At 69.4% G+C, this 12,157-nt stretch carries 12 protein-coding genes and 1 pseudogene; 5 read left to right on the top strand and 8 right to left on the bottom strand.

Annotated features, from left to right (window positions below; all coding sequences use genetic code 11):
* Positions 1–91: 91 nt before the first annotated feature.
* Complete coding sequence (locus BLS56_RS07620; RefSeq protein ID WP_175482719.1) at positions 92–1,456, bottom strand: fibronectin type III domain-containing protein; 1,365 nt, start codon at positions 1,454–1,456, stop codon at positions 92–94.
* A 674-nt stretch (positions 1,457–2,130) separates the two neighbouring features.
* On the opposite strand from BLS56_RS07620, the gene BLS56_RS07615 reads away from it, so the two are divergent.
* Complete coding sequence (locus tag BLS56_RS07615) at positions 2,131–3,405, top strand: cytochrome P450 (RefSeq protein WP_407640492.1); 1,275 nt, start codon at positions 2,131–2,133, stop codon at positions 3,403–3,405.
* Positions 3,406–3,542: 137 nt separating this feature from the next.
* Here the strand turns inward: BLS56_RS07615 and BLS56_RS07610 are convergent, their stop codons facing one another.
* Positions 3,543–4,256 carry a zf-HC2 domain-containing protein gene (locus BLS56_RS07610; RefSeq protein WP_091449306.1) on the bottom strand — a complete coding sequence of 238 codons (714 nt, stop codon included), beginning with the start codon at positions 4,254–4,256 and terminating at the stop codon, positions 3,543–3,545.
* Between the two features lie 176 nt (positions 4,257–4,432).
* Between BLS56_RS07610 and BLS56_RS32145 the strand changes: the two genes are divergently transcribed.
* The 3 genes from BLS56_RS32145 to BLS56_RS32135 all read left to right on the top strand — a co-directional run bounded on the left by BLS56_RS32145 (position 4,433) and on the right by BLS56_RS32135 (position 5,860).
* Positions 4,433–4,768, top strand: a complete 336-nt coding sequence (locus BLS56_RS32145; protein ID WP_228771448.1) for a hypothetical protein — start codon at positions 4,433–4,435, stop codon at positions 4,766–4,768.
* 212 nt (positions 4,769–4,980) lie between these two features.
* A complete protein-coding gene (locus tag BLS56_RS32140) occupies positions 4,981–5,469 on the top strand; it encodes a hypothetical protein (RefSeq protein WP_228771447.1) in 489 nt (162 codons plus the stop codon).
* A gap of 100 nt (positions 5,470–5,569) precedes the next feature.
* Positions 5,570–5,860, top strand: coding sequence for a hypothetical protein (locus BLS56_RS32135; protein ID WP_228771446.1), 291 nt, complete (start codon positions 5,570–5,572; stop codon positions 5,858–5,860).
* A gap of 271 nt (positions 5,861–6,131) precedes the next feature.
* Here BLS56_RS32135 and BLS56_RS31320 read toward each other — a convergent pair whose 3' ends face one another.
* The 4 genes from BLS56_RS31320 to BLS56_RS07590 all read right to left on the bottom strand — a co-directional run bounded on the left by BLS56_RS31320 (position 6,132) and on the right by BLS56_RS07590 (position 7,739).
* Positions 6,132–6,272 (bottom strand): hypothetical protein, encoded by a 141-nt coding sequence (locus BLS56_RS31320; RefSeq protein WP_175482718.1) that lies wholly within the window; start codon positions 6,270–6,272, stop codon positions 6,132–6,134.
* Positions 6,269–6,643, bottom strand: a complete 375-nt coding sequence (locus tag BLS56_RS07600; protein ID WP_091449199.1) for a hypothetical protein — start codon at positions 6,641–6,643, stop codon at positions 6,269–6,271. Before BLS56_RS07600 ends, BLS56_RS31320 begins: the two co-directional genes overlap by 4 nt.
* Positions 6,644–6,732: 89 nt before the next feature.
* The gene (locus BLS56_RS07595) at positions 6,733–7,188 is read right to left on the bottom strand and encodes an ester cyclase (protein WP_091449198.1); all 456 of its coding nucleotides are present in this window, start codon (positions 7,186–7,188) and stop codon (positions 6,733–6,735) included.
* On the bottom strand, positions 7,185–7,739 hold the full coding sequence (locus tag BLS56_RS07590; RefSeq protein ID WP_091449197.1) for an acyl-CoA thioesterase: 555 nt from the start codon (positions 7,737–7,739) through the stop codon (positions 7,185–7,187). Before BLS56_RS07590 ends, BLS56_RS07595 begins: the two co-directional genes overlap by 4 nt.
* A 411-nt stretch (positions 7,740–8,150) precedes the next feature.
* Here BLS56_RS07590 and BLS56_RS07585 point away from each other — a divergent pair, with 411 nt between their 5' ends.
* Entirely contained in the window at positions 8,151–11,123 is a 2,973-nt protein-coding gene (locus BLS56_RS07585; RefSeq protein ID WP_175482728.1) for a glycine--tRNA ligase, read from the top strand.
* Between the two features lie 72 nt (positions 11,124–11,195).
* Here the strand turns inward: BLS56_RS07585 and BLS56_RS31315 are convergent.
* Positions 11,196–11,282, bottom strand: a pseudogene (locus BLS56_RS31315).
* A 583-nt stretch (positions 11,283–11,865) separates the two neighbouring features.
* Positions 11,866–12,150 carry a hypothetical protein gene (locus BLS56_RS33200; RefSeq protein ID WP_456049123.1) on the bottom strand — a complete coding sequence of 95 codons (285 nt, stop codon included), beginning with the start codon at positions 12,148–12,150 and terminating at the stop codon, positions 11,866–11,868.
* Between the last annotated feature and the right edge of the window lie 7 nt (positions 12,151–12,157).

Here is a 12,157-nt window from a genome sequence, read left to right as displayed (position 1 = left end):
AGTCGATAGTCCTTTGTGGACAAACTAGCCGCGTGTCCTGACAGGCGTGTGCCCCCGGAACGGTCCGGGGGCACACGGTGTCCATCGGTGGTCAGGGGGAAGTGAGGGCCAGGCGGACGGTGTTGCCTGGGCCCGCGGCCAGGGTGTTGACCAGGCCCGTCGCTGATCCGCAGCCGGTGAAGGCCGGGATCGTGTAGGCGCCGTCGAGAGAACCGCCGGTTGTCGGGGTGAAGTCCGGGGTTGAGCGGAGGGTGATTTCCGCGGGGGTTTCGGTGCGGCAGGTCGGGGACTGGCTGACCACGTAGCCGAGCACGGTGACCCGGGGCAGGGCGATGGTCACGTTCGCGGCCACCGTCAAGGTTCCCTCGGCCACCGCGCTGCGGGCTCCGTCCACAGTGAACACGACGTCCGCGGTCGCGGGGAGGACGCCCAAGAGGCGGGTGTTCGCTTTGGTGGGGCGCAAAGTCAGATCGGTGCGCCGGTGTTCTCCGCTGTCCCGGTCGGCTTCGATGCGCAGGTCGCCCGCGACGGCGACGGTGGTGGCGGCCGCGGCGATTCGGGACGTGCCGGTCAGGTGGAACGGATGGACCGCCGTGCCAAGCTTGGTGCGGACAGTGAACGGTTCGCTTGGCGGCGACGCGGTGCCGTTGGCGTCCACGGCGCGCACCTGGAACGCGTACGTCGTGCCCGCGGTCAGGCCGGTGACCGTCGCGGTGGCGCTGGTCGCGGTGGCCGTGTGAGCGCCGTCGACAAGGACTTCGTACCGGCTTGCCGGCTCCACACCCGTGTCCCAGGCAAGGGACACCGCGGTCTCCGTCGTCGCGGTGGCGCGCAGGCCGGTGGGCGTCGCGGGAGCGGGGATCGGCGGGAACACCACCGAGACCGTGGCGAGTCTGGTGGGCTGGCCCGGGTTCTGCCTGCAGACCGTGTCGAAGGTGCCCAGACCGGTGTCCGAGCCGTCCGGCTTCCTCGGCGTGAGCCGCATCACCAGGTCGGTCTCGGTGATGTCGACGGCGGCTGCGCCGCTCTCGGGGAACACCAGCGACGGGAACCGGCCGGCGCCGACCAGGGTGGTCGACGGGTTCAGGCTGGGGGTGCCCTCGGTGGCGAGGTCGACCGGGACCGCGATGGGGATGACGGTCGAGCCGAAGGTGACCTTCGCGTGCAGGGTGAGGTGGGCTTCCCCGGTGAGCGCCGATGCGCCGACCAGGGACAAACCGGTGGAGGGGATCGTGAGGGTGGTCGTCACCTGCCGTTCCCCGGTCGGGGCTCCGACGGGCATCGTCGCGGGCAGATCGGTGTCGATCTTCAGGGTGGTTGGTTGGTCGCCGATCAGCGGGAACGGGCACTGGTGGCCCAACGTCAGCGACGCTGGATCGGCCGTGCCGGTCCCGGTGCCGAGCAGGGTCGCCGCCATGGCGCCGACGACCGCGAGGGCAAGAGTGTTCCGTCGCAAGGTGTCACCTTTCCCCAGAGTCGAGTCCCGCGCGGCGCACGGGACGGGTCCACGCGGGGGAGGCTGGACAAGGCCCCAAGCGACCGCTTCGTGGCAAATCTTCCACGATTCATCGGCCATCCCCCAGGAAATCGCTCAGGCCGGAGATGAAAACGTCCCACCGACCGTCCGATCGAGCATATTGCCTGGTGAGCGCCGACAGCAATGGGTGTTGCTCCATTCGGCTCCGGTGCCCGGAGAAATTGCCACCGGCCGACGAAGGCGAATTATCGGAACTGTCACGCGCTCGCTCAGTCGGGCCGACTTCGCCGTGCCCGCCGCTGTCACAGGACACTGTGTGGCGTTGCCCCGGCCGGGTTCCACGCCGGAGTGACGGGACTGGCGCCGCCGAAGCGGGCCGGGGTTGACTGAGCCTGGCTCACCTGTCTCGGCAGGTGGACTGGCCGAGCACGCGGGAGGAAAACCCGGGTGCTCAGCGCGTTTCCAGCCGGGTCTCGGCACCCCGCCCGGTTGGCGTGAAGGCCACCCCCGGCGTGAGACGCCGGGGGTGGCCTGTATCACAAGACGGGGTGGGTGACCCCCGCCGACGGATCCCCCGTTTGGGTAGGCTCGCGGCGACGGTCGCCCAGGCCCTGCGGCGTCGTCGATCTCGGGGGAAGGTCGCCGTGGTCCTGATGAAGAGCGTCAGTCGCAACGCCATGTCGTGGTTGCTGCGACGGTCCGTGGCGCGGATGCTGCTGCGCCGGGTCGGCGCCCGCGCGCTGGCGCTGCTGCCGGAGGCGGCCCTGGTCCCCCTGCGCCGCGACGGCTTGGAGCCGGTTCCGGAACTGGACCGCATCCGCGAGGAACAGCCGGTCACGAAGCTGCCGGTGCCGTTCGGGATCAACCTGTGGCTGGTGACCGGGCACGAGGAGAACAAACGCGTCCTCGCCGACACCGCCGGGTTCAGCAACGACTACACCCACCTGGGCAAGATCGTCGGCGTCGAGGACCAGACTCCCGGCGGCCTCGGTTTCGCCGACCCGCCCGACCACACCCGGCTGCGCAAACTCCTGACACCGGAGTTCACCATGCGCAGGCTTTCCCGGCTGGCCCCCCGCATCGACGCCATCGTCACCGACTGCCTGGACCAGATGGCGGCGTCGCCGGACCCGGTGGACCTGGTGCAGACCTTCGCCCTGCCCATCCCGTCCCTCACCATCTGCGAACTGCTCGGCGTCCCCTACGCCGAACGCGAGGCCTTCCAACGCCTCGCCGTGGCCCGCTTCGACCTCTTCGGCGGCGCGGGGGCCTCCCTGGGCGCCATCTCCGAGTCCCTCGCCTACCTCGAAGGCGTGGTCCAAGCCCAACGCGCCAACCCCGGCGACGGCCTCATCGGCATGATCATCCGCGAACACGGCGACGAGATAGACGACCGCGAACTGGCAGGCCTGGCGGACGGCGTCCTGACCGGCGGTTTCGAGACCACAGCCAGTATGCTGGCCCTAGGCGCCCTGATCCTCCTGCAAGACCAGGAAACCAGCGCCCTCATCCGCGACGACGACAAGGCCGTGGGCCCCTTCGTGGAGGAACTGCTCCGCTACCTCACCGTCGTCCAGGTGGCATTCCCCCGCTTCGCAAGACACGACATGGACCTCGCGGGCACCCCCATAGCCGCAGGAGACCTGGTCGTCTGCTCCCTGAGCGCGGCCAACCGCGACAACACCCTCGGTGAGGACATCCGCACCTTCAACCCCCACCGCAAGCCAACCCCCCACCTCGCCTTCGGCCACGGCGCCCACCGCTGCATCGGCGCTGAACTGGCCAAAATGGAACTGCGCGCGGCCTACCCCGCCCTGGTCCGCCGCTTCCCCCACCTACGCCTACACAACCCAACCGAACCACTGGCGTTCCGCCAGACCTCCATCGTCTACGGCGTGGACACCATCAAGGTCACCACCACCCCCTGACCACCACACCAGCCAGGCAACACCCCCACGATCGGCGGTTGGCACCTGGCGGTGGTCAAAGTTATCCACAGGCGCAGCGCCCCCTCTTCCCCGCGCTGACCTGCGCCGATAGCCTGGAGCAGGCCCCAGAGCCGAACTCAGGCAGCCCGATGCCGCCCAGCAGGCCGCAGATGCCGTCCCCGAGGCTGCTCAGAAGAGTCGGCACGGTGCTCATCCACCCCAGCCGTGGCCGCCGAATGCCCAGGCCGCCCCAACACGTCCCCACCACCAGGATGGTCCCGGGCCACCCGCCGGTGGACGATCACCAGCAGCACCAACCCCAACACGACCAGGCTGTGCTTGAGCTCCCGGGAAACCGGCACCGACCCCACGATCAGGTCGTACCCCACATACCCCAGCAGCAGCACCACGAACCCGCCGATCGCCGGAATCAGTGCCCCGGCAGCCCGAGGCCGCCACGCCGCGTATCCCAGTCCCACACCCAGGGCCGCGTTCCAGGCGATGCCCTCGTTGGCCAGGTGGTTCGCCAGCGGCCCACCGTGCTCCGCGTGTCCAACGCCGACGATCTGCGTCAGGGCCAAGGCCAACTGCCCAATCGCCACCAGCGCCAACAGCACTCGCGGCAGGGCGCCGCGCCGAGGCGCCGGGATCGGCCCGGTGGCAAGGATCGCGGCGGTCAGGTCGGGGACGACGGGGGCTTCGCGCACGCGCAGCGCGCGGGAGAGGTCCTGGGCGCGGGTCTGCCAGGCGCGGCAGACCGGGCACCCGGCCAGGTGGGCGTCGGTGATGTCGGCGGGCACTGGTTCGGGTTCACCGTCGAGTCGGGCCGACAGGGCTTCGCGGCAGGTCATGCAGTCCACACCTGTCATTGTCGTGCGACCGGTCCGCGAAGTTCCCGAAAGTGCGGAGCACATCACCACGCGCGGTTGAACCCCGGATGAACCGACGGCCGCGTCCGCTCGACGTGCCCGGTTCCGCTCCTACCCTGTGCCACGGAGTTCGACGGCGGGAGAGCGCGTTGGGGTCGGTGCGGGAAGCGTTACGCGTGGTGCTGGACTTCCTCGGTCCTGGCAACCTGGTGCTGGGCATCGTGCTGCTCATCGCGACGCCGTTCGTCGACCGGTTCCTGGTCCGGCGCAAGCGGATCAGCTTCCGGGTGCTCTACAACTCGAAGATCGGCCTCGGCCCGGAGAAGCCGGACGACGACGACGGCCCGGTGCGCGGGCAGTTGGCGACGTTGGCCGCGCTGCTCGACCGGATGAGCATCGTGGTGATCCGCATCCGCAACAACGGCGGCTACGACATCGCCCCCGACGACTTCGACCGTCCGCTCAGCTTCACCTTCGGCAAGCGGGTGGTGTGAAACGCGCGGGTGTCGGAGGCGGGCGCGGCGGAGGTCCGCGAGCAGTTGCGGGCTGGACCGCGATTCTTCCGCAACGGCGCCGACCCGGTCGTCCCCGGCGAGGACCGGGACAACCTGCGCACCGTGCGGGAGCGGTCATCCCAGCGCATGACGCGCTGGATGGGCGCCCCGTGCCACCCCACGAACCGGAGGCTGACCCACGCTGGCACGGCGTGCGGCTCGACCAGTTGTCGTTGCGGCGCAAGCAGAAGTTCAAGCTCTTCGTGGTCCTGCGGGAGCCGGAGGACACGCCGGACGGCGAGACCAGCAAGGACATCGCGGCCACCGGCAAACTGCACGACAACAGCCTGATCAAGGACGAGAGGCGGGAGCGCCGGGTCACCCTGCCCCGCCTCACCGGCGCGTTGGCTTTGGCGCTGACCGTGTTCCTGGTGGTGAGCACGGTGTTCGCCGCCCCACCGTCCGACCCGAGCGTCGCGTGCGTGTCGGGGGAGTTGAGCGTCGAGGGCTCCAGCGTGTTCATGCCCGCCATGCGGTCCATCGCGCGGGAGTACACCCAAGCCTGCGGGGACACCCGGACCGACACCCGCCCCACCGGCAGCATCGACGGCGTGGACTCGCTCGTCGCGCTGGACCCGTCGAGGGCGGGGGCGTGGCGGCGCTGTCGGACGGCCGGTACGGCGGAGCCGAGACCGGGTTGACCGCGCACCAGCTGGCGATCGTCGTCTACCACGTCGTGGTCAACTCGTCGGTCGGCCTGGAGCTGTTCGACGCCGCGTCCTGGGCACCGGCGAGGACGGCTTGTCCTCCAACGAGTGCGTCGCGAAGGACCGCAACCGCGACGCCCGCACCATCCGCTGCGAGCGCGACTCCAACGCCGAGGTCGTCGCCAAGATCAGCGCCATCCCCGGCGCCATCGGCTACGCCGACGCGCCGTCGGTCGCCGAAGCCCGCAAGAGCAACGCCCTCACGCTCGACAACCGGGTGTTCGACACGCGGGCGGCATCGAGTCGGACTATCCCTTTTGGACGGTCGAGTACCTCTACACCCGAGGGCAGCCCGTCGAGGGCACGTTGCAGGCGGCGTTCGTGAACTACCCGCGGACCCATGACGTCGCCCGGCTGCGCCTCAAGGACGCGGGCTACTTGCCGTGCGCCACAGCGGAGGGAACCCCGCTGGAGCTCCGCAACGCCCGTTGAGGAGCCAAGCTTTGTGCATATACATGCACTCGCGACAGTCGTTGATCACTGTCCGTAGTGGATGGTCTCTCTCTGTGAAGCGGTTGCATACTCGTGGGCCGGTGGGGACGCGGGTGTGACTGGGGTCCGAAGCCGCGGATGACGCCGTCGCGCACCTTCGTCGGTCATCCCGCGGCCGATGCCGGTTCGGCGGCCGCGAACCCGCGCACGACGCGGATGTGCCCGCTGGCCGTCGGGTCGGCGGAGTCTGCCACCCGTCTGGCGGCGCCGCCGCACGCGGGCAGACGGGTGAGCGGCGCGGTCACCCCTGGACACCCGCTTCCGCGGCGCAGGCGAGGTGGTCGCGGAGCGCGGCGCGGGCCCGCGTGATGGCGGTGAGCAGCGGCATGGCGTCGTCGGGGTCGCTGAAGGAGAAGTCGCCGAAGACCTCGACGGAGGGCTCGGTGATGGTCACCTCGCCCGCCTGCCACATCTCGACCGTGGTGAGGCACACCCCCATCGCGGGCAGGTGCGCGCCGAACTCGGCCGAGTGCGCGCGGATCGCGCCGTCCGGTCCGTCACTGTCGTACTTGTGCCCGTCACCCAGGGTGCACCAGGACGGGCAGGGGCCCGCGTGCGGGATGCTGGACAGGGCGGTCCACCACGGGTGCTCGGCCGCGGTCATGAGCTCGGACATGCTGGTCTCCTTGCTGAGGTTGAGTGAGGTGTGGGGCGCCGGGCGCCGGGTCCCCGGCCGATCGGGACGGCCGACCGGGGACCCGGCGATCAGTAGGGGCTGCCGAGTGCGGCTCGGACCGCGGCGCGATCGATCCAGCCCAGGTGAGCGCAGGCCTTCACGCCGCGGAACGACCACAGGTGGTGCTGCCGCCAGCGGGCCTGGCGCCCGTGTCTGCCGGTGGGCGCCAGGTTGGACCCCCGATAGGTCCCGGTGAACTCCAAACGCGTCTCGACCGTGTCAGCGCCACTGCGCCGGGCCGCGACAATGCGTGCATAAATATCCGGCATGAGCCGCCGCGCGGCGACGATGGACAAACGCAGGCCGTTTATTCCGTCGCCGAATATTCGGACATCCGACAGGTCGCGGATATCCGGGTGGGCGAAGTCGTCAAGAATGGCGAAGTCACCCTCGTTGATTGCCTCCTTGACGAAGGCGACCGCGATTTCCACCTGCTCGACCGCGGATGTGTCGAACCGCCCTCTTGGCAGCAGGACGCCGGTCATCGCGTCGCGGGCAAGGCTGCCTCGGCGAGCGCGCGGGCCAGGGCCTTGCGGTGCTCGCGGCGGATGGCGACCGCCCGGTGGCGGGCGTACTCGGTGTCGGTCTCGGGGGTGACCGGGCGGACCGGGCGCGGCGTGCCGTTGTCGTCGACGGCGACGAACACCAGGTGCGCCTCGGCCACCGGCTCGGGGTCGTTGGAGCCCTTCATGCGGCGCGCGCTGACGTAGACGCCGATGTCCATCGAGGTCCGGCCGGTGTCCTCGACCTGGGCATATGCCGAGACGACATCCCCGGGCCAGACCGGGCTGATGAAGGTCATGTCGTCCAGGGAGACGGTGACGGCGTGGCCGTCGGCGTGCCGGGCCGCGGTCGCCCAGGCCACGTCGTCGATCATCTCCAGGATGATCGTGCCCTTGCCCGAGCCGAACATGTTCTCGTTGGCCCGCCAGATGACGCGGGAGAGCTCGCGGCGCGACTCGCTCATCGGCTTCCCGGCGGGGACGGAGTCCAGATCGGCGGTCGGGGTTTGCGGGGCGGCGTCGACAGAGGTCATGGGAACTGTTCTCCTGGTTATTCGGAACGGACGTGCGGAATACGATGAGCGACCCGCGGGGGTGTCAACGATGATTCGATGACCGGGTCTTCATCGGGGAGTGACAACAGTCTAAAGGATCACCGGGGCGACTTTCGCCAATTCCTTGCCTTATTGCTAAATCTCCCTTTTTCGGGCGACCCCGTACTACTTTGAGTGACTGCACGCTGGCGATTTCGGCGGTGTCTTAGCCCAAGCTGGTGATCATGAACTAGCTCGAATGGGGAAAATTGTCACTCGGGTGTGGGTCAATGCTTCAAGTAGTGCGTGATCGGCCATATCTCGGGCGCGAACGGAGGCTGTCGGGCCCACCGCCTAGACTGCGGGAGCACCCCCCTTATCCGTAGTAGTGAGGTTCCCGCCGTGCTGACCATGCAGGACGCGTTGCTCGCCTTGACCCGGTACTGGACCGAGCGGGGCGCCATGGTGGTGCAGCCGTTCAACACCGAGGTCGGCGCGGGCACCCTCAACCCGGCCACCGTCCTCAGGGTCCTGGGCCCCGAGCCGTGGCGCGTCGCCTACGTCGAGCCCAGCGTGCGGCCCGACGACGCCCGCTACGGGGAGAACCCGAACCGGCTGCAGACCCACACCCAGTTCCAGGTGGTCCTCAAGCCGGACCCGGGCAACCCGCAGGAGCTCTACCTGGGCAGCCTCGAAGCGCTGGGCATCGACATCCACGCCCACGACGTCCGCTTCGTCGAGGACAACTGGGCCTCGCCCGCGCTCGGCGCCTGGGGCCTGGGCTGGGAGGTCTGGCTCGACGGGCTGGAGATCACCCAGTTCACCTACTTCCAGCAGGCGGGCGGGCAGACCCTCGACCCGGTGTCGGTGGAGATCACCTACGGCGTCGAGCGGATCATGATGGCGCTCCAGGGCGTCGACCACTTCAAGGACATCGCCTACGCGCCAGGCATCTCCTACGGCGAGGCGTTCGGCCAGGCCGAGTACGAGATGAGCCGGTTCTACCTGGACGACGCCGACGTCGAGACCCAGCGCAGGCTCTTCGCCGACTACGCGGCCGAGGCCCGCAGGCTGCTCGACGCGCGCCTGCCGGTGCCCGCGCACGTGCACGTCCTCAAGTGCTCGCACACCTTCAACATCCTCGACGCGCGCGGCGCGGTCAGCACCACCGAGCGCGCGAAGGCGTTCGCCCGGATGCGCGGCCTGGCCCGCGAGGTCGCCGGGCTGTGGTCCGAGCGCCGCGCGGAGCTGGGCCACCCGCTGGGCACCGCGGAGCTGCCCGCTGCTGTGGCCGCGCCCACAGTGTTCTCCACTGTGGACGGCGCGCGCACTCTGCTGTTCGAGATCGGCACAGAAGAACTGCCCCCGCACGAGGTCACCCGCACCGCCGCGGCCGTGCGGCGCGCGCTCGCCGACAAGCTCGCCGCGACCCGGCTCGGGCACGGCGAGATCACCACCCACGCCACCCCCCGGCGCGTCGTGGCCGTCGTGGCCGCGGTCGAGCCCACCGAGCCCGACGCCGAGCGCACCGTCCGCGGCCCGCGCGCCTCGGCCGCCTTCGACGCCGAGGGCAACCCGACCAAGGCCGCCGCCGGGTTCGCCCGCGGCCAGGGCGTCGACCCGGGCGAGCTGCGCCGGTTCGATGTGGACGGTGTGGAGTACGTCGGCATCACCCGCACCGACGTCGGCCGCGGCGCGGTCGAGGTGCTCAGCGGCATCCTCGCCGAGACCGTCGCGGAACTGCGCGCGGACAAGAACATGCGGTGGAACGACCCGAAGCTGTCGTTCTCCCGGCCGGTGCGGTGGCTGCTGGCGCTGCTGGGCGACACCGAGGTCCCGGTCGCGGTGTCCACTGTGGCCGCTGGCCGCACGACCCGCGTGCACCGCACCGCGCCGGAGCCGGTCCTGACCGTCGACACGGCCGAGGGCTACCTGGACTTCCTCGCCGCGCACGGTGTCGTCGCCGACCAGTCCGAGCGCCGCGCCCGGATCGTCGCGGCGGCGGGCGAACTCGCGGCCTCGGTCGGCGGCCGTGTCGACGCCGAAGCCGAGTCGGCGCTGATCGATGAGATCACCAACCTGGTGGAGGAGCCGAACGCGATCCTCGGCGGCTTCGCCGAGCGCTACCTCGACCTGCCCGCCGAGATCCTGACCACGGTGATGCGCAAGCACCAGCGCTACCTGCCGGTCCGCGACGCGGACGGCGCGCTGCTCCCGCACTTCGTCGCCGTCGCCAACGGCTCCTGCGACCACGACACAGTGCGCGCGGGCAACGAGGCGGTGCTGCGCGCGCGGTATGAGGACGCGAGCTTCTTCTGGCGGGCCGACCTGCAGACCACGCTCGCGGACATGAAGGCGGGCATCGCCAAGCTCGCCTTCGAGGAACGCCTCGGCTCGGTCGCCGAACGCGCCGACCGCATCGGAGCCGTGGCCCTGGCTCTCGCCGCCGACGCCGACCTGTCCGAAGAGGACACCGCGACGCTGCGCCGCGCGGCCGAGTTGGCGAAGTTCGACCTCGGCTCGCAGATGGTCATCGAACTCACCAGCCTGGCCGGCACCATGGCCCGCGAGTACGCCCGCCGCGCGGGCGAGCCCGAACCGGTCGCCCAGGCCCTGTTCGACATGGAACTCCCCCGCGCGGGCGGCGACAAGCCCCCCGCCACCATCCCCGGCGCCCTGCTGGCCCTGGCCGACCGCTTCGATCTGCTGGCAGGCCTGTTCGCCGTCGGCGCGAAGCCCACGGGAAGCTCCGACCCGTTCGGCCTCCGCCGCGCGGCGGCGGGAGTCGTGTCCATCCTCCGCGCCCACCCCACCTTGCGCGCCATCACCGTCCCGAAGGGACTGTCGTCCGCCGCGGAACGCGTGCGCGCCCAAGGCATCGACGTCCCTGACACGGTCCTGGCGGACGTCGCCGAGTTCGTCACCCGACGGTACGAACAGCACCTGTTGGACGCGGGTCACCCCCACGACCAGGTCTCGGCTGTCCTGCCTTTGGCGGCAGCCCCCGCCCTGGCCGACGAAACCCTGGCTGAGTTGGCCCAGCGGGTCGGCGACCCCGACTTCGCCGCACTGGTCGCCGCTTTGCAGCGCGTCCGCCGCATCGTGCCGAAGGACACCGCATCCGGCTACGACCCGGCGGTCCTCACCGAACCCGCGGAGTCCGCACTGCACCAGGCTTTTGTGAAGGCCCAAGAAGCCGCGGGCGCCACCCTGTCGGAGTTCGTCCCAGCGGCATCAGTTCTCACCGTGCCGGTGAACACATTCTTCGACGAAATCCTGGTGATGGCCGAAGACCCGGCAATCCGAGCGGCCCGCCTAGGCCTACTCGCCGCCATCCGAGACTGGGCGGCACCGGTGGTGGACTGGCAGTCCTTGGACGTGTGAGTGCCCGTTCCGCCGGGGCAAGCCATGGGGGGTAAGCGGCCCCGGCGGAACGGGCAATGGGGTGGTGGTCGGCGGAGAGGGCAGGATTCGAACCTGCGCGGGCCGAGGCCCTTCCTGACTCGCGTTAGGAACCCGATAAGCCGCTCCGGGCACCTCTCCTGGCGTTTTCTGTTGTCCTCACTGCCTTGCTGAGAACAACTCTGCCACTCTTGGCTGACGTCTTCCTGACGTTTCCCTGACTCCACAAACTCAATCCCCGCAGGCAACTTCATCCCGAATCCCACCAGTCGCCGCGCCAGCTCAGCCGTGGTCGCACCCCTCGCGGGCAGCATTCGCAGGCTTGCCGTCGAATTTGGTGCTGACAAGCGTCAAGTCTCTGGAGACTGTTCGCGCGGGCGGTACGGCCAACGCGGGCCATGGCCTAGTCTTCGCAGTCATTGGGCAATTTCTGCGGTGGCCGTGCGAAAAATGTCCTGCTGCCCGAAGGATGTGGTCAAGCGGGACCGCTTCCTCGTGCTCCAGCCTGGGCGGGGTCAAGCTGATATTGATGCTGATAAGAATTAACCCGTCAGTGTCGTATCGGTCCGGCAGGCTTTCCGGATCAGACATCTGAAAGCCGTATTGTTGTAGTCGCGTCGTCACCTCCGTGGAGCTTGTGTTTCGTGTAGTCGAGCTTCCAGGCGCGGAGTAGTCGATTTTCGGGCGCTGCCTGTGTGAGTGCGTCCGATGCGGAAAGTGCTTTTCAGTGCATGGGAAAGTGAAATCTCGATCGCCTCGATGCTCCACGGAGTCGGAGAGTTGTTCTCCGGTAAGGAGTTCCTGGACTCGGTCCTCGGCCAGGCGGAAGCGGAGGTTGGCGTCGTGAGGGCCACAACACCCTGCTGCGGCAGCGTTTCTCCCATGTAGCCGTACGACTTGTCTTGTGTAGAGCCGAAAGGTCGGCGGGATCACGAATGCCCAAGTGATCCACCAACACTTCCGGCAGGTTCACCGGGGAGATCGCCAGACGGTACGCGGTCAGCAGCACGAAGCCG

Source organism: Actinokineospora iranica (assembly GCF_900101685.1).
Classification (GTDB): Bacteria; Actinomycetota; Actinomycetes; order Mycobacteriales; family Pseudonocardiaceae; genus Actinokineospora; species Actinokineospora iranica.
The sequence above is the reverse complement of the archived record's forward strand: the minus strand, read 5'-3'. Positions and strand labels throughout refer to the sequence as shown.